We start from the raw sequence: 17148 nt of genomic DNA, 5'->3' as shown, positions 1-17148 counted from the left end.
GGCAGCGGCGATAATAGGCGTTTGACGTCTCCGGTCACCCGGCCGGAGACGCGGCAACCCATCGGATCAGCATGCATACACCCGTCACGCCCGGCCTCCTCATCCTGCATGGCAACCAGCTGGAACAGCTGCGCGCCGCCGTCTTCCAGTGGCTGCGCCAGCATCCGCTGGCGCCGCTGGAAACGGATATCTTCCTGGTGCAGTCGAACGGCGTGGCCGAATGGCTGAAGATCGCCCTGGCCGAGGAGATGAAAGTGTGCGCCGCCACGCGCATCGCGCTGCCGGCGCGCCTGCTGTGGGAAAGCTACCGGGGCATGCTGGGCCGCGAGCGCGTCCCGCGCGTGTCGCCTTTCGATAAATCCCCGCTGACCTGGCGTTTGATGCGCCTGTTGCCGTCGCTGCTGGCCGACCCGGTGTTTGCGCCGCTGCGCTACTTCCTGGCCGATGGCGATTGCGAACGCCGGCTGCAGCTGGCCGAGCGCCTGGCCGACTTGTTCGACCAGTACCAGGTCTACCGCGCCGACTGGCTGGCCGACTGGGCGGCCGGGCGCGACCAGTTGCGCACGGCGCGCGGGGAAGCCATCGTCTTGAAGGAAGACCAGCGCTGGCAGGCGCAGTTGTGGCGCGCCGTGGGCCAGGACGTCGAGGCCTTGGAGCGCGACACGGGCCGCGCCGACATCCATGAGGCCTTCCTGGCGGCGATCGCCGCCGGCGATGCGCCGCTTGGCAAGCTGCCGCGCAGGGTGGTGCTGTTCGGCGTGTCGGCCTTGCCCTACCAGACCTTGCAGGCGCTCGCTGCGCTGGCGCGCCACACGCAGGTGGTGCTGGCCGTGCCCAATCCATGCCAGTTCTACTGGGGCGACATCATCGACGGGCGCGACTTGCTGCGCGCGGAAAACAAGCGCCAGCGGCAGCGCAACGGCACCGACCTGGCGCACATTCCGCTGGAAGAATTGCATGCGCACAGCCATCCGCTGCTGGCCAGCTGGGGCAGGCAAGGGCGCGATTTCATCCGCATGCTCGACGAATTCGACGAACACGCGCAAGCCGAAGGGCGTGACGACAGCCTGCGCATCGACCTGTTCGGCGAGGAGACGGGCGAAACCCTGCTGCAGCAGGTGCAGGTGGCCATCCGCGAACTGCGCCCGCTGGCCGAGCATGAGCAGGTGCCGCCCGAGGCAGGCGACCGCTCGATCGAATTTCACGTGGCGCACAGCGTGCAGCGCGAAGTGGAAGTGCTGCACGACCAGCTGCTGGCCATGTTCGCGCACAGCGCCGAGACGCTCTTGCGTCCGCGCGACGTGGTCGTGATGGTGCCCGATATCGACACGTTTACGGCCGCCATCCACGCCGTTTTCGGCCAGTACCGGCGCAACGACGAGCGTTTCATTCCGTTCGAGATCGGCGACGTGAAGGACCGCAGCGTCAATCCGCTGCTCGTCGCGCTCGAGTGGCTGCTGCAGCTGCCGCAGCAGCGCTGCCGCCAGAGCGAAGTGCGCGACCTGCTCGACGTGCCGGCGCTGGCGGCACGTTTTGGCCTGCAGCCGGACGACCTGGCCACGCTGGGCGCCTGGATCGAAGGGGCGGGCGTACGCTGGGGCCTGGACCAGGAACACCGCGCCGGCCTGGGGCTGGGCGCGGCCGGGGAACAGAATGCGTGGATCTTCGGCGTGCGGCGCATGCTGCTCGGTTACGCCAGCGGCAGTGGCGCCAGCTTCGGCGGCATCGAGCCGTATGCGGAAGTGGGCGGCCTCGATGCGGCGCTGGCAGGGTCTTTGGCGCAGCTGGTCGAGGCGTTGCTGCACTGGCGCACCGTGCTGGCCGGCGCGCGCACGCCCGCCGAGTGGGGCGCGCAGGCGCGCGCGCTGCTGGCCGCCTTTTTCGATGCGGACGACGAGGGCGACCGCCTGACCCTGGCGCAGCTCGAGGGCGCCTTGCAGGGCTGGCTGGAAACCTGCGGGCATGCGGGCTTTGTCGAGCCGGTGCCGCTGTCCGTGCTGCGCGTGGCGTGGCTGGGCGCGCTGGACGAACCGACCCTGAACCACCAGTTCGTCTCCGGCGGCGTGACTTTCTGTACCCTGATGCCGATGCGCGCCGTGCCGTTCCGCGTCGTCTGCCTGCTGGGCATGAACGATGGCGACTTCCCGCGCCGCGCGCAGAAGGCCGATTTCGACCTGCTGGCGCTGCCCGGCATGGCGCGCCCGGGCGACCGCTCGCGCCGCGACGACGACCGCTACCTGATGCTCGAAGCCTTGCTGGCCGCGCGCGACAAGCTGTACGTGAGCTGGGTGGGGCGCAATGTGCGCGACAATTCCGAGCAGCCGCCGTCCGTGCTGGTGTCGCAGCTGCGCGACTACCTGGCCGCCGGCTGGTCGCTGGACCGGCACCTGGTGTCGCTGACCACCGAGCACGCGCTGCAGCCGTTCAGCCGCCGCTATTTCGAGGCCGATGGCTTGCTGACCTATGCGCGCGAATGGCGCGTGGTCCATACCGATGCCGATGCGCAGGCCGCCGCGCTGCCGCTGGGGCCTTACGAACTCGATCCCGGCACGCGGCTGAAGCTGGGCGAGCTGGCCAGCTTCTTGCGCCAGCCCGTCAAGTACTTTTTCCGCCGCCGCTTGAGCGTGTATTTCGCCGACGCGGCCATGCTGGGCGAGGATGAGGAGCCGTTCGGCCTGAACGCGCTCGAACGCTATCTGCTGGAAGACACCATGCTGGACGACGGCGGCGCCGTGGAAGATATCGACGACGTGCGCGCCAGCCTGGAGGCGCGCGCGGCACGCCTGGCGCGCGAAGGCGTGCTGCCCATCGGCCTGATCGGCCGGCAGGTGCAGGCGCAGCTGGTCGAGGCGCTGGTGCCCGTGCGCAGCGCGTGGCTGTCCTTGCGCGCTTCGTTCCCGCTCGCGGCCGACAAGCGCGCCATCAACCTGCCCTTCGGCGAAGTGCAGATCGACGACTGGCTCGACAGATTGTGCAGCAACGGGCAGGAGACGGCCTGGCTGATGCAGATTTCCTCGAAGGTGACGGACAAGGGCGGCCAGGCGCGCGGCGACAAGCTGATGCTGATGTGGCTGCGCCAGCTGGCCGCCGCCGCCCTCGGTTTTCCCGTCACCGGCTACCTGGTGGCGCGCGACGCCATCGTCAGCATGGCGCCGCTCGATCCGGCCACGTCGCGCGACGCGCTGGCCACCCTGCTGGCGCTGTGGCGCGAAGGCATGAATCATCCGCTGCCCACGGCCTGCAAGACGGGCCTGGCGCTGGTGCAGCAGGGCGACCCGCGCGCCGTGTATGACGGCGGCTTCGATATTTCGGGCGAGCGCGAAGAACTGTGCCTGGCGCGCCTGTGGCCCGAGTTTTCCGCCCTGGCCGCCGAGGAAGCGTGGCAGGACTGCACGCGCGAACTGTATGGCCCGCTGGCCGACTGGCTGCAACAACACATCACGATCGACCCGATCAGCGCGCCCGATGATGGCGCGGGAGAAGAACCATGACGAGCCACCTGCTCAACCCCCTGGCGTTTCCGCTGCACGGCTCGCGCCTGATCGAGGCGTCCGCCGGCACCGGCAAGACCTGGACCATCGCCGCGCTGTACGTGCGCCTCGTGCTGGGACACGGCGACGATGACAGCCGCTTTACGCGTCCGCTGCTGCCGGCCGATATTTTGGTAATGACGTTTACGCGCGCCGCCACGCGTGAATTGTCGAACCGCGTGCGCGAGCGCCTGATCGAGGCGGCCGCTTATTTTCGGCACGAATCTGGCATTGAATCCGGCGGCGGCGACCCGTTTCTCGACGCCTTGCTCGAATCCTGTCCTGACGAGAGCGAGCGGCAAAAGGCCGCGCACCGGCTGATGCTGGCCGCCGAGACGATGGATGAAGCGGCCATTTTCACCATCGACGCCTGGTGCCAGCGCATGCTGCGCGAGCACGCGTTCGACAGCGGCAGCCTGTTCGACGAAGAACTGGTCAGCGACGAGCAAGCGCTGTTCGAGGATGCGGCCCACGATTACTGGCGCCAGCAAGTCTATCCCTTGCCGCCGCAGGCGCTCGACGTGCTGCTGGCCTGCTGGCCCGACGTGGCAGCGCTGAAGAAGGGCGCGCGCGAGCTGGCGCGCCGCGCCGACATCATGGGCATGGCGGACGAAGAACCGTTGTCCACCCTGATCGCGCGCGAACAGCGGGCGCTGGCCGCGCAGCTGGCCACCCTGAAGGCGGGCTGGGTCGAGCGCGTGGACCAGATGGCCGCCTGGATCAACGACCACCGCGCCATCAATCCCAAATGTTTTAACGGCGTCAAGATGAAACCGGAGAACCTGGCGAAGTGGTTCGACGGCTTGCGCCGCTGGGCGCAGGATCCGCTCCTGCTGCTGCCCGCCATCACGGCCAAGGCGTGGGAACGATTGACGCCGTTCGGCATCGAGGATGCGTTTGCCAAGAGTTTCACGGCCCAGGTGCCCGAGTGCTTCGAGCATACGGAAGCGCTGGGCATCGCCCTGGCGGCCATCACGCCGCTGGCGCACAAGCTGCACCTGCATGCGGCGGCGGCCATCGCGCGGCGCATGGATCAGTTAAAACGCCAGTCGCGCCAGTTCGGCTTTGCCGACATGCTGCAGCGCCTGCACGACGCGCTGGCCGGCGAGAATGGCGCGGCCCTGCGCCAGCGCATCGTCGACCAGTACCCGCTGGCGATGGTCGATGAATTCCAGGATACGGCGCCCGCGCAGTACCAGATCTTCAATTTGCTGTACCGCATCGCCGACAACGATCCGGCGCTGGGCCTGTTCCTGATCGGCGACCCGAAACAGTCGATCTACGGTTTTCGCGGCGCCGATATCCAGAGCTATCTGGCGGCGCGGCGCGCCACCACGGGCCGCCACTACCAGCTGGGCACCAATTACCGCTCGACGGCGCCCCTGGTGGCCGCCGTCAACCAGCTGTTCCTGCACGCCGAGCGCGCCGAAGTGCCGGCCGGTGCCTTCCGCTACCGCAAGGGCGGTGACAATCCGCTGCCGTTCGAGGCCGTCGACGCCAAGGGGCGTGATGAATACCTGGTGAACGCGGGCGGCCCCCTGCCGGCCCTGCTGGCCGCCTGCGCCAGCGATGAAGGGCTGCGCGGCGACGGCTACCGCGAGTATTTCGCCCAGCACTGCGCGGAGCACATCGTCGCCATGCTGGGCGATGCGCAAGCCGGTTTCGCTGGCCCCGACGGTTTTACGCGCCTGCAGCCGGCCGACGTGGCCGTGCTCGTGCGCGACCGCAAGGAAGCGGCGGCCATCCGTCGCGCGCTGGCGCGCCGCCGGGTCGCCAGCGTCTACCTGTCCGACAAGGATTCCGTCATCGACAGCGAGGAGGCGCAAGACGTGCTGCGCTGGCTGGCGGCGCTGGCCAACCCGCTCGACGGGGGGCTGGCGCGCGCCGCCTTTGCCACGCGCACGATCGGCCTGTCGCTGGGGGAGCTGGCGCGCCTGTCGAGCGATGAACTGGAGTGGGAGCGCCGGGTCGAGCAGCTGAAGGCCCTGCACCTGATCTGGCAGCGGCAGGGCGTGCTGGCCATGCTGCGCCGCTTCATCCACGAACTGCAATTGCCCGCCATGCTGCTGCAGCAGACGGGCGGCGAGCGGCGCCTGACGAATCTGCTGCACCTGGCCGAACTGCTGCAATCGGCCAGCCGCCAGCTCGATGGCGAGCAGGCGCTGATACGCTGGCTGGCCGAGCAGATCGCCGGCGAGGGCGACAACGGCGACGAGCGCGTGCTGCGCCTGGAAAGCGATGCGGAACTGGTGAAAGTCATCACCGTGCACAAATCCAAGGGCCTTGAATATCCGCTCGTGTATCTGCCGTTTGCCGTCACGGCGCGCAAGGTCGATAAGCGCAACCGCAGTTTCTTCGACTATGCGGGCGACGATGGCGAACGCCATCTCGACCTGTCCTTGTCCGACGAGGCCATGGCGTTTGTGGAAGAGGCGCGCATCGAGGAAGACTTGCGCCTGCTGTACGTGGCCCTGACGCGCGCGCGCCACTTCCTGTGGCTGGGCGTGGCCGCCCAGGCGGCGCGCAAGGCGGGCGAGAACACCCTGCACGAATCGGCGCTCGGCTACCTGCTGACGGGCGGCGACAAGCTGCCGGCGGAACAATTGCTGCTGCGCTGGCAGCAGGTGGCGGGCAGCTGTGACGCCATCTATGTGAGTTCTCTGGCGCAGCCCGACGCCTGCACGGTGCTGGACCGCATCGAGCGCCGTCCCGAGCTGCGGCCCGCGCCCGTGTTCGCGGGCGAATTCGAGCGTGACTGGTCGGTGGGCAGCTTTACGTCGCTGACGCGCCAGATCGGTGCCGTGGCGGCCGCGCACGTGCCGCAGCGGGCGCTGGAAGAGACCTTGCTGGAAGATGGCACGGCCGTGGCCGTGGCCGCGCCGACGACTATGGGCGACGCGCCATGGCACCGCTTCCCGCGCGGTTCCGTGCCCGGCAATTTCCTGCATGAGCAGCTCGAGTGGATGGGCGGCGAAGGCTTTGACGGCGTCCACGATGCCAATTTCGATGCGCGCCTGGCCGCGCGCTGCGAACGGGCGGGCTGGGGCCACCGCCAGGAAGACGCCATCGCCTGGCTCCGGGAAATCGCCGTCACGCCGCTGCCGCTGCTCGATGCCTCGCTGTCGCAGCTGGACAGCACCCTGTCCGAGATGGAGTTCTGGTTCCCCAGCGAGCATTTGTCCACCGAAGCGCTGGATAAACTGTGCACGCGCTTGCTGCTCGACGGCGCGCCGCGTCCCGCGCTGCCGCGGCGCCAGCTGCACGGCATGCTGAAAGGCTTTGCCGATCTGGTCATCGAACGGGAGGGGCGCTACTGGGTGCTCGACTACAAGTCGAACGCGCTCGGCGCCAACGACGCCGCCTACCACACGCAGGCGCTGGCGGCCGGCATGGCGCAGCACCGCTACGATATCCAGGGCGCCATCTATATGCTGGCCCTGCACCGGCTGCTGAAAAGCCGGCTTGGCGACGCCTACGACCCGGCAGAACACCTGGGCGGCGCCATCTTCCTGTTCCTGCGCGGCATAGCGAATGCGGACACGCATGGCTGCTACTGGCTGGCGCCGCAGCTGGAGCTGCTGGACGGCCTCGATCAACTGTTAGAAGAAACGGAACACCATGCAGCATGACGCGCAGATGGACGCTTTGTTTACCCATGTCGACGGCGTCGCGGAGGCGGGCCATCTGCGCCGCCTGAGCGCCGCCTTTGCCCGCTTCATCGCCAGTCTGGACGGGCAGGTGCCGCATGCGCCCGCCGTGGCCGTGGCCTGTGTGGTCCTGTCCGAACTGGAAGGGCGGGGCCACAGCTGTTTGATGCTGGCGGACCTGGCCAGCGAACCGTCGCAGCTGCTGGGCTGGAGCGAGGAGCTGTGGCATGACGTGCTGGCCGTTGCCGGCCCGCTGCCGGACAGCGCCGCCGGCTGGCGCGCGCTGCTGGCCGGCGCGCCGCAGGTGTGGCAGGTGGGTGCGCCCGATGTGAAACAGCCGCTGGTGCTCGACGGCGACCGTTTGTACCTGCGCCGCTACTGGCGTGACGAGACCCTGGTGGGCGAGAAAATCGCCCTCCGCGCGCAGGACTTGAGCGAGCCGCCGCTGGCGCAGGTGCGGCAATGGCTCGACATCCTGTTCGACCAGCCCACGCAGGACGGTGGCCCGGACTGGCAAAAGGTGGCCTGCGCCGTCGCATTGCGCGGCAAGGTGGCCATCATCACGGGCGGCCCGGGCACGGGCAAGACGTACACGGTGGCCAGTTTGCTGACCTTGCTGTTTGCCGTCTCGCCGCAGCCGGAGCAGCTGCGCATCGCGCTGGCCGCGCCGACGGGCAAGGCGGCCGCGCGATTAAAACAGTCGATCGACAAGGCGCTCGAAGGGCTGGCGGCGAAGGCCGGCGACGCGCTGCCTCTGCTGGAACTGGCGCGGCGCATGGGCGCGGCGCGCACCCTGCATAGCTTGCTGGGCGCGCGGCCCGATACGCGCGCCTTTGCCCACCACGCGGGCAATCCGCTCGACGTCGACGTGCTGATCGTCGATGAAGCGTCGATGGTGCACCTGGAAATGATGGCCTCCGTGCTCGACGCCTTGCCGCCCACGGCGATATTGATCCTGCTCGGCGACAAGGACCAGCTGGCGTCCGTGGAAGCGGGCGCCGTGCTGGGCGACTTGTGCCACGATGCGCAGGCGGGCGGCTACACGGCGGACACCATCGCGTATGCGCAGGCGGCCAGCGGCGTGGCCATTCCCGCGCAGTTTGCCGGTAACGCCGGCGCGCTGGCGCAGCAGACGGTGATGCTGCGCCACAGCCACCGCTTCAGCGGCCCGATCGGCGAGCTGGCGCTGGCCGTGAATGCCGGCAGGCCCGACCTGGCCAGGGCGTGCTTCGCCGCCGACAGCGGCGGCCAGCTGGCGTGGAGCGTGCCGGCGCAGCAGGAAGACGTGCTGCGCCTGGCCTTGCGCGGGCGGGTGGATGCGCCGGGCGGCTATCAGCCTTACCTGGCGCTGGTGAACGCGGGCGAGGCGGCGTACGCGCAGCATGACGACTGGGTGCGCGCCGTGCTGCATGCTTTTGAAGCGTTCCGCATCCTGTGCGCCGTGCGCGAAGGCGAGTGGGGCGTGGCGGGCTTGAACACGGCCATCGAGCTGCGGCTGGAAAAGGACGGGCTGATACGCCGCAGCGAATGGTATGTGGGCCGGCCCGTGATGGTCACGCGCAACGATTACGGTACGGGCGTGTTCAATGGCGATATCGGCCTGACCCTGCGCGACCCTGCGCGGCCGGGCTCCCTGCGCGTGTACTTCCTGGAAGGGGACAATGTGCGCAGCGTGCTGGCCACGCGTTTGCGCCACGTGGAGACGGCGTTCGCCATGACCGTGCATAAATCGCAGGGCTCGGAATTTCGCCACACGGTGCTGGTGCTGCCGCAGGAAGGCGGCGCCATGCTGGCGCGCGAGCTGGTCTACACGGGCATCACGCGCGCGCGCGACTTCTTTACCCTCGTCTCGCCCACGCAGGCCGTGCTGTTCGACGCGATCCTGCGCCGCACGCAGCGCGCCAGCGGGCTGAGAGGGTTGATCGGCTGAGGGCTTGATGGGAGGGGGTGCATTTCCTTACGGAAATATATGTGTTGTATTCCGAATATTGACGATAATTGTTCCGTTTTTTGTGTGAGAATGCTTACGTAGGTGAAGTAGTGCAAAAGCACTGTTTCACGCCAATCAAATCGAAACGAGGAGTCCATCATGTTGTCTTCCCTTCGCACGCGCCTGGTGCTCATTTGCGTGGCCATCGTCGTCCTGTCCATGCTGGCCTTGTCGGTCGCCAATTACGTCACCACGCGCAGCAGCATGCTGGCGTCGTCGGACCAGCAGATGCAGCAGCTGCTGCAAAGCCAGTCCGCCGTGCTGGCGCAATGGGTCGATGGCAAGAAGAAAGTCATGGCCTCCGTCGTCATGTCGGCCGAGACGCCCGATCCGCTGCGCGCCTTCCAGATCGCGGAAAAGGCCGGCGATTTTGCGGAAGTGTTCATCGGCTACGCGGACAAGCGTTCCGTGTTTACCCATCCGGGCCGCCCGGCCGATTTCGATCCGACGGCGCGCGCCTGGTACACGGACACCGTCAAGGCGGGCGTGCCGATGCTCACGCCGCCGTATGTGGACGCGGCCAGCCACAAGCTGGTGGTGTCGTTCACGGCGCCTGTCGGCCCGAAAGAGGCGCTGTTGGGCGTGGCGGGCGCGGACGTGCTGCTCGATACGGTGATTGCCAACGTGGTGGCGATCAAGCCGACGCCGCACAGCTTTGCCTTCCTCGTCGACCAGAGCGGCACCATCATCGCTCACGCGGACAAGGAACTGAGCCTGCAGCCGGTGACGAAACTCGATGCGGCGCTGTCGGCCGCGCAGGTCAACCGCCTGGAAAGCTCGCGCGCGAGCGAGGCCGTGCGCCTCAATGAGCGCGACGGCAAGCTGTACGTGACGCGCGTGGCGGGCACCGACTGGCTGCTGGCCGTGGTGCTCGACCAGCAGGAAGCCATGCAAGCCTTGCAGACGATGCTGACGACGGCCACCGTCACGGCCGCGCTGCTGACCGGGCTGGCGGCGCTGCTGCTGTCGCTGCTGGTGTTCAAAATGCTCAAGCGCCTGGAACTGGTGCGCGACGCGCTCGACGACATCGCCTCGGGCGAGGGCGATTTGACGCGCCGCCTCGACGCTTCCGGCGTGGATGAACTGGCGCAGATCGCGGGCGCCTTCAACCGCTTCATCGACAAGATCGCCGCCGTGCTGGTGAAGATCCGCACGGCCAGCGAATCGGTCAAGGTATCGTCGTCGGAAATCGCCGCCGGCAACCAGGACCTGTCGTCGCGCACGGAACAGCAGGCGAGCTCGCTGGAAGAAACGGCCGCCTCGATGGAGGAGCTGACTTCCACCGTCAAACAAAATGCCGATAATGCGCGCCAGGCCAACCAGATGGCGCAATCGGCGTCCGGCGTGGCCAGCAAGGGCGGGCAGGTGGTGGCGCAGGTGGTCGACACCATGGCCTCGATCAATGACTCGTCGAAGAAGATCGTCGACATCATCAGCGTCATCGACGGCATCGCCTTCCAGACGAATATCCTGGCCCTGAATGCGGCAGTCGAAGCGGCGCGCGCGGGAGAACAAGGGCGCGGCTTTGCCGTGGTGGCGACGGAAGTGCGCAGTCTGGCGCAGCGCTCCGCGGGGGCGGCGAAGGAAATCAAGCTGCTGATCGACGATTCGGTGGGCAAGGTCGATTCGGGCGCGCGCCTGGTCGACGAGGCGGGGGCGACGATGCAGGAAATCGTCGACAGCGTGCGCCGCGTCACCGACATCATGGGCGAAATCACGGCCGCCAGCGTCGAGCAAAGCTCGGGCATCGAACAGGTGAACCAGGCCATTGCGCAGATGGACCAGGTGACGCAGCAGAATGCGGCGCTGGTGGAAGAGGCGGCGGCTGCGGCCGAAAGCCTGCAGGACCAGGCCAGCACCCTGGCGCAGGTGGTGGGCGTGTTCAAGCTCGATGACGGGCAGGCGCCGCCGCAGCAGCACCAGCACCAGCACCAGCAGCAGGCCAGGCCCGTGGTGCGCGCTGCCGTCGCGCCGCGCATCGCCAGCCGCCCGGTAGCGAAGGCCGCCGCCAAGCCCGAGCGCAGCGACGAGTGGGAAACGTTCTAAGCGGTGCTCAGGCGCGCCGGGGCGCCAGGGTCGGCGCCATCTGCTTTGCGACTTCAAAAAAAGCGTTGGTGGCCGGCGTGTTCTGGCGCCGGTCGCGCACGGCCAGGCCCACCTTGCGGCTGACGGGCGGGTTCAAGGGCAGGGCGACCAGCTCCGGATACTGTTCGCGCAGCCGCTGCGGCAGGGCCAGTTCGGCCACGATGGAGACGCCGTCGCCGCGGCTGACCATGTCGAGGATGGTGATCACCTGGCTGATGCGGTAGGGAACATGTGGCTGCAGCCCCGCGTTGGCGAACAGGGGCTCGATCAGGCAGGCGCAGCCCGCCTCGGACATGATGAACGGCCCTTCGCACAGCTGCGCCAGGGTGATGGCCGTTTCGCTGGCCAGCGGGTGGCTGCGCGGCACCAGCGCCATCATCTGGTCTTCCACCAGCGGCGCCGTGTCGAAACGCTCGTCGGGCAGCACGACGAAGCCCACGTCGACCCTGCGTTCGCGTATCCACTGCACCACTTCATGGTCGGCGCCTTCGTCGATGCGCAGAGCGATGCCCGGATAGCGCAGGCGGAATTGCGCCGTGATGGCCGGCAGCAGGTTGAGGGACGAAGTAGGGCCGAAGGAGCCGATGCGCAGGCTGCCCTGGCGCTGGCCCAGCACGTCGGCCGCTTCCTGTCGCATCGCTTCCGACAAACCGAGGATTTCGCGCGCGCGCACGAGCAGCTGGCGGCCCACGTCCGTCAGCTCCGCCGACGCCTGGTGGCGCACGATGAGGTCCACGCCCATTTCCTTTTCCAGCGCTTTTAACGCATGCGAGACGGCCGACTGGCTGATGCCCAGTTGCGCGGCGGCGGCGGAAAAACCGTGCAGTTCGGCCACCAGGGTAAAGATTTCCAGTTGCGTGAAGGTCATGCTGTGGTTTTCCTGTTGTATGAGTATTTGCTCATTATTTCATGAGTTGATATTAGTATTAATATATAAGTGTACAGCATGTACGCCACCCGCCGCGCAAGCGGCTTTACAGGAACTCCCATGTCTTCTTCCGCCGTACCTTCAGCCGCCTTGCCTGCCGCGCAATCGCCGCTCGTCTATCTGAAACTGATCTGCGTCGCCCTGTTCTGGGGCGGCACCTTCATCGCGGGCCGCGTGCTGGCGCAGCAGATGCCGCCCATGACGGCCGCCAGCGGGCGCTTCGGCGTGGCCGTGCTGCTGCTCGTCGTGCTGGCATGGAAACTGGAAGGGGGCTTGCCGCGCCTGGACCGCAAGCAGCTGGCGACGACGGCGGCGCTGGGCCTGACGGGCATCTTTTTATACAACCTGTGCTTCCTGGCGGCGCTGTCGCGCATGCCGGCCGGACGCACGGCCCTGTTCGTGGCCTTGAATCCCATCGTCACGGCGCTGGCCTCGGCCATGCTGTTCCGCGAGCGGCTCGGATCGTTCAAATGGCTGGGCATCCTGCTGGCATTCTGCGGCACGGCCATCGTCATCACGCGCGGCGACCTGGCCGGCGTGCTGCACGGCACGGGCGGCGGCATCGGCGCCGGCGAAATCTTCATGTTCTGCGGCATTTCCAGCTGGGCCGCCTATACCCTGATCGGCCGGGTCGCGCTGAAGGGCTTGTCGCCCATCGCCGCCACCACGTATGCGGCGATGTGGGGCCTGGCTTTCCTGCTGGTGGGGGCTGCCGTCGAATTCCCCACCGTGCCGTGGCACAGTTTCGGCTGGCAAGTGTGGGCCGCCATCGGCTATCTGGGCGTGTTCGGCACGGTGATCGGCTTTGTCTGGTATTACGAGGGCGTCAAGGCGCTGGGTCCGTCGCGCACGGCCGTGTTCAACAACCTCGTGCCCGTGTTCGGCATCGTGCTGGCGGCGGCGCTGCTGGGCGAGCCGGTGCTCGCCTCGATGCTGCTGGGCGGCGCGGTGACGATTGCCGGCGTGGTGATGACCAACCGCCAGGGGAAATAGTTATGGGGTCAGACCCGTCGGGTCTGACCCCGGCATTCAGCCGTGCTTAGCGGGCGCGGCGGCGCTTCGATGGCTTGGCCGGCGCCTTCTTGTGCCGGCTGACGGAAGCGCGCATCACCTTCGGCTCTTCGATGCCGTTCTCGGCCGCCAGCATGCGGCGGATGTTGACGGCGTCCATGGCACGCACGGAATTGGCGCGCGCGTTGAGCAGGATCATGGTGGCGAACTTGCCGGCCGACTTGATGCGCATGATCAGGCAGCGGCCCGCTTCATTCGTGTAGCCCGTCTTCGACAGACCGATATCCCAGCCCTTGGCGCCCACCAGGCGGTTCGTGTTGTGGTATTCCACGTCGCGGCCCTTGATCTGAATGACGTCCTTCGAATCGGTGGTGATGCGGCTGATTTCCGGGTAGCGCGAGGCCGCCACGGCCATCTTGACGAGGTCGGCGGCCGTCGACTGGTTATTCGGCGACAAGCCCGTCGGTTCCTCGATCACGGTCTGGCGCATGCCCAGGGCCTTGATCTTGGCGTTGACGGCCACGGCAAACGCCGTCGGGCCGCCGGGGAAGGTGCGCGCCAGCGAGGCGGCGGCGCGGTTGTCGGACGACATCAGCGCCAGTTGCAGCACGTCGTGGCGGCTCAGGGTGGCGCCCACGGGCACGCGCGAAGTGCTGTGTTTCAAGGTGTCGACGTCTTCGCGGTCGATGCTGATCTCTTCCTGCATATTCGCCTTGGAGTCGAGCACGACCATGGCTGTCATGAGTTTGGTCAGCGAGGCGATCGGCACCACCACGTTGGAATTTTTTTCAAGCAAGACTTTGCCTGTGCCGTCTTCGACCACCAGTATCGACTGGGAACCGAAGGGCACGGCGATGGCCGCTGTCGAAAGCGTCATCAGCACCGCGGCGAACATTTTTTTGAGCATGGGATTGTATGTGGGAAAGCAGTTTTGGGGCGCCATCGTGGGCGCTGCGCGCAAATCCGGAACAGGGCCGCGCGGGGACGCGGCGTGTATCTCGGAGGCAATATTTGCCAAGCTTAAACAATACCATTAAAGATCAAGCGATGTCTACGGTACAAGCCCGCGACAGGCGGCTTTGCGGGCAATTTGGCAAATAAATGGGGCTATTCTTGCCGTAGTGAAAATTGTTCCGCACTTATTGATTTCATCTTGGAAACTTCGTATGAATTAAGCAATATTGGCAGTCTGATCCGTAAGGCGCCGTGCGCTTCGCCGTTGATGCCTGTTCCTTCGCGCTTCGTTGCACCGCGCTAGGCCCCGCAACCGGGGCGCCGTAGGCATGCGTTCATGCTCGCAGCGCGGACTGCGGAGAACGCATCGTGCTAAAAAATATACGGACTGGTGCCGCAGCATCGACCTCGGGGCGCATGCAGCTGCTGGTACGTGAACTGGCCCAGCGCGGCGTGAGCTTTCGCGTCTGCAATAACACCTTGCAAGGACGCAATATCGACCGCCAGCGCGTGCTGCCCGAAGCCGTCATCGTGCCCTCGGGCGTGGCCGAGCTGAGCCGCTTGCAGTGGCAGCAAGGCCATGCGTATATCCAGCCCTGACGCACGCGCCGCTGCCGGATGGCAAGGGCGCGGCGTGAAGGGGGGCAACGCTTACTGGATCTTGGCGATCGACACTTCCGTCGATTTGACCAGCGCGATGACTTCGCTGCCCACTTTCAGGTCCAGGTCCTTGATCGAGCGCGAGGTGATCACCGAGGTGACGATGCCGTGCGGTGTTTCCACATCCACTTCGGATACCACGGGGCCAAAGATGATTTCCTTGATCTTGCCGCGAAACTGGTTGCGTACATTCACTTCCGAGATAGCCATGATATTTCCTTTATGCCCGTAATACGCCGTGCGGCGCGACATGGCCAGAGTACGGCGCGCGCACGCTTTTGACCACGAATCGATGCGCATATCGATATGCGCAAACAGCTGCGGACATGAAAAAACCGGGACATGTCCCGGTTTCTCGTTGATGCAGATCAGATTACTTCTGATAGATCTTGTCGAACTCGCCGCCATCGTCAAAGTGTTTCTTTTGTGCCTGTTTCCAGCCGCCAAACACTTCATCGATGGTGAACAGGGTGATCGGCTTGAAGCTGGCTGCGTATTTCTTTGCTACCGCTGGCGAACGGGGGCGCAGATAGTGCTTGGCGACCAGTTCCTGGCCCGCTTCCGAATACAGGTATTGCAGGTAAGCCGTGGCTTCCTTGCGGATGCCGCGGCGGTCGACGACCTTGTCGACGACGGCCACGGGCGACTCGGCCAGGATGGAGATGCTTGGATACACCACTTCGAAGTTGTCGCCGAATTCGGCGCGCACCAGTTGCACTTCGTTTTCGAACGTTACCAGCACGTCACCGATTTCGCGCTGCGTGAAGGTGGTGGTGGCGCCGCGGCCGCCGCCGTCGAGCACGGGCACGTTCTTGAACAGCTTGGCCACCAGGTCGCGCGCCTGCGCTTCGCTGCCGCCTTTTTTCACGGCATAGCCCCAGGCTGCCAGGTAGGTGTAGCGGCCGTTGCCCGAGGTTTTCGGGTTTGGCACGATGACCTTGATGCCGGGCTTGGCCAGATCGTCCCAATCCTTGATGTGTTTCGGGTTGCCTTTGCGCACCAGATATACCATGGTGGAATAGAACGGCGCCGCATTGTTCGGGAATTTCTTGGCCCAGTCGGCCACCACGAGGCCGCGGTCGACGAGGATATCGATGTCATTGGCCTGGTTCATCGTCACGACGGACGCTTCCAGGCCGTCGGCCACGGAGCGCGCCTGCTTGCTCGAACCGCCGTGCGATTGCTTGATGGTGATGGTTTCGCCCGTTTTGGCTTTCCAATCCGCAATAAATGCGGGATTCACATCCTTGAACAATTCGCGCATCACGTCGTACGAGGCGTTCAGCAAGACCACGGGTTCGGCGGCGGACACGCTCATGGGCAGGCTCATGGCGGCAGCGGAAGCAGCCAGGGCGCTGGCCAGGAACCAGCGGCGCGAGCGTTGGGTGAGTGTCGCTGCGGCAGTCGATACGGCGTTGGAATGGGTCATGTTGAACTCTTGTTGTGAGAATAGACAGACATAGTCTAAAATTCCGGCCGGAAAAGAAACGAATTTTTCGTAATATGCTTAGATACGATTCCCGTTTGCGCTAAAAAACAGATATCGATTTTTGGAAACATTCGTGGGCAAGGCGCGCATCAGCACTTAGTCTGCAGGCATGGCGCCATAGGCAAAACCAGCGCGTGGCGTGCGGCAAAAAACCCGATTGCGCCGCTTGGTGTATAGTCGAATCGCACGATACAGGGGTAAAACCATCTGCATCGGCAACTGGAATATTTTGTGAGCGTACATGAGTCTTGAAATTCGTATTGCAACATCGACCGACGCTTTCGAGGCGTGCAACGTATTACGACGCTCCATCGTCGAATGCTGCAGCCTCGATCATCGGGACGATCCGGCCATCCTGGAAGCCTGGCTGGGCAATAAAACACCGCAGATGGTGGCGTGCTGGTTTGCGTCGCCCACCAATTTTTCGCTGGTCGCAGTCGAGCAGGGCGCCGTCGTCGGCGTCGGCTTGCTGACGCGCGCCGGCAAGCTGGCCCTGTGCTATCTGCTGCCCGAGGCGCAAGGCCGCGGCGCCGGCAAGGCGCTGGTGGAGCAGCTGGAAGCGCAGGCGCGCGAGTGGGGCATCAAGGCCCTGCAACTGCACAGCACGGCCAGCAGCCAGGCCTTTTTCGTCAAGCAGGGCTACATCGAGGCGGGCAATGTGCGTTCGCCGTATGGCGTGGAAACGATTTTTTGCTGGAAACAGATTGACCCCGCAGGCATCGCCAGCGGCGACCCCAAGCGCAAGCGCTTCTGCAACTGCAATTCGGCCTGACGGCCCTCCAGCATTTCAGCCCGCCCATCCGGCGGCGGGCCTTTCCCTCCCTTTGCATATTTCCCGTTTCCCTTTAGTTTCA

At 65.8% G+C, this 17148-nt stretch carries 11 protein-coding genes; 7 read left to right on the top strand and 4 right to left on the bottom strand.

The window, feature by feature from the left end; genetic code table 11:
- Positions 1 to 71: 71 nt before the first annotated feature.
- From recC to OX462_RS16590, 4 genes are all read left to right on the top strand, one after another.
- A complete protein-coding gene (gene recC, locus OX462_RS16605; protein ID WP_409026569.1) occupies positions 72 to 3491 on the top strand; it encodes an exodeoxyribonuclease V subunit gamma in 3420 nt (1139 codons plus the stop codon).
- The gene (gene recB, locus OX462_RS16600) at positions 3488 to 7159 is read left to right on the top strand and encodes an exodeoxyribonuclease V subunit beta (protein WP_409026568.1); all 3672 of its coding nucleotides are present in this window, start codon (positions 3488 to 3490) and stop codon (positions 7157 to 7159) included. Before recC ends, recB begins: the two co-directional genes overlap by 4 nt.
- Entirely contained in the window at positions 7149 to 9107 is a 1959-nt protein-coding gene (recD, locus tag OX462_RS16595; RefSeq protein WP_409026567.1) for an exodeoxyribonuclease V subunit alpha, read from the top strand. The genes recB and recD overlap by 11 nt, the downstream gene beginning before the upstream one ends.
- Positions 9108 to 9266: 159 nt before the next feature.
- Complete coding sequence (locus OX462_RS16590) at positions 9267 to 11213, top strand: methyl-accepting chemotaxis protein (RefSeq protein ID WP_409026566.1); 1947 nt, start codon at positions 9267 to 9269, stop codon at positions 11211 to 11213.
- 7 nt (positions 11214 to 11220) lie between these two features.
- On the opposite strand, the gene OX462_RS16585 is transcribed toward OX462_RS16590, so the two are convergent.
- Positions 11221 to 12120, bottom strand: a complete 900-nt coding sequence (locus tag OX462_RS16585) for a LysR family transcriptional regulator (RefSeq protein WP_409026565.1) — start codon at positions 12118 to 12120, stop codon at positions 11221 to 11223.
- A gap of 120 nt (positions 12121 to 12240) precedes the next feature.
- Between OX462_RS16585 and OX462_RS16580 the strand changes: the two genes are divergently transcribed.
- Positions 12241 to 13173 carry a DMT family transporter gene (locus tag OX462_RS16580; RefSeq protein ID WP_409026564.1) on the top strand — a complete coding sequence of 311 codons (933 nt, stop codon included), beginning with the start codon at positions 12241 to 12243 and terminating at the stop codon, positions 13171 to 13173.
- A gap of 46 nt (positions 13174 to 13219) precedes the next feature.
- Here OX462_RS16580 and OX462_RS16575 read toward each other — a convergent pair whose 3' ends face one another.
- A complete protein-coding gene (locus OX462_RS16575; RefSeq protein ID WP_034778183.1) occupies positions 13220 to 14098 on the bottom strand; it encodes a serine hydrolase in 879 nt (292 codons plus the stop codon).
- A gap of 416 nt (positions 14099 to 14514) precedes the next feature.
- Here OX462_RS16575 and OX462_RS16570 point away from each other — a divergent pair, with 416 nt between their 5' ends.
- Positions 14515 to 14745, top strand: a complete 231-nt coding sequence (locus OX462_RS16570) for a DsrE family protein (RefSeq protein ID WP_409026563.1) — start codon at positions 14515 to 14517, stop codon at positions 14743 to 14745.
- Positions 14746 to 14796: 51 nt separating this feature from the next.
- Here OX462_RS16570 and OX462_RS16565 read toward each other — a convergent pair whose 3' ends face one another.
- Complete coding sequence (locus tag OX462_RS16565) at positions 14797 to 15015, bottom strand: TOBE domain-containing protein (protein ID WP_034757699.1); 219 nt, start codon at positions 15013 to 15015, stop codon at positions 14797 to 14799.
- 163 nt (positions 15016 to 15178) lie between these two features.
- On the bottom strand, positions 15179 to 16234 hold the full coding sequence (locus OX462_RS16560; RefSeq protein WP_141749894.1) for a sulfate ABC transporter substrate-binding protein: 1056 nt from the start codon (positions 16232 to 16234) through the stop codon (positions 15179 to 15181).
- Between the two features lie 301 nt (positions 16235 to 16535).
- On the opposite strand from OX462_RS16560, the gene OX462_RS16555 reads away from it, so the two are divergent.
- Positions 16536 to 17066 (top strand): GNAT family N-acetyltransferase, encoded by a 531-nt coding sequence (locus tag OX462_RS16555; protein WP_070291260.1) that lies wholly within the window; start codon positions 16536 to 16538, stop codon positions 17064 to 17066.
- The last annotated feature ends 82 nt before the right edge of the window (positions 17067 to 17148 follow it).

Origin of the sequence: Janthinobacterium aestuarii, assembly GCF_046113285.1 — a bacterium.
Lineage (GTDB): Bacteria > Pseudomonadota > Gammaproteobacteria > Burkholderiales > Burkholderiaceae_D > Janthinobacterium.
This window is presented reverse-complemented; position numbering and strand designations above follow the sequence as displayed.

Excerpts from the sequence above, each read along its gene's own strand:
- OX462_RS16565 (WP_034757699.1), bottom strand. The coding sequence starts at position 15,015 with ATGGCTATCTCGGAAGTGAATGTACGCAACCAGTTTCGCGGCAAGATC.
- OX462_RS16575 (WP_034778183.1), bottom strand. The coding sequence starts at position 14,098 with ATGCTCAAAAAAATGTTCGCCGCGGTGCTGATGACGCTTTCGACAGCG.
- recC (WP_409026569.1), top strand. The coding sequence starts at position 72 with ATGCATACACCCGTCACGCCCGGCCTCCTCATCCTGCATGGCAACCAG.
- OX462_RS16560 (WP_141749894.1), bottom strand. The coding sequence starts at position 16,234 with ATGACCCATTCCAACGCCGTATCGACTGCCGCAGCGACACTCACCCAA.
- OX462_RS16585 (WP_409026565.1), bottom strand. The coding sequence starts at position 12,120 with ATGACCTTCACGCAACTGGAAATCTTTACCCTGGTGGCCGAACTGCAC.
- OX462_RS16590 (WP_409026566.1), top strand. The coding sequence starts at position 9,267 with ATGTTGTCTTCCCTTCGCACGCGCCTGGTGCTCATTTGCGTGGCCATC.
- OX462_RS16555 (WP_070291260.1), top strand. The coding sequence starts at position 16,536 with ATGAGTCTTGAAATTCGTATTGCAACATCGACCGACGCTTTCGAGGCG.
- recD (WP_409026567.1), top strand. The coding sequence starts at position 7,149 with ATGCAGCATGACGCGCAGATGGACGCTTTGTTTACCCATGTCGACGGC.
- recB (WP_409026568.1), top strand. The coding sequence starts at position 3,488 with ATGACGAGCCACCTGCTCAACCCCCTGGCGTTTCCGCTGCACGGCTCG.
- OX462_RS16580 (WP_409026564.1), top strand. The coding sequence starts at position 12,241 with ATGTCTTCTTCCGCCGTACCTTCAGCCGCCTTGCCTGCCGCGCAATCG.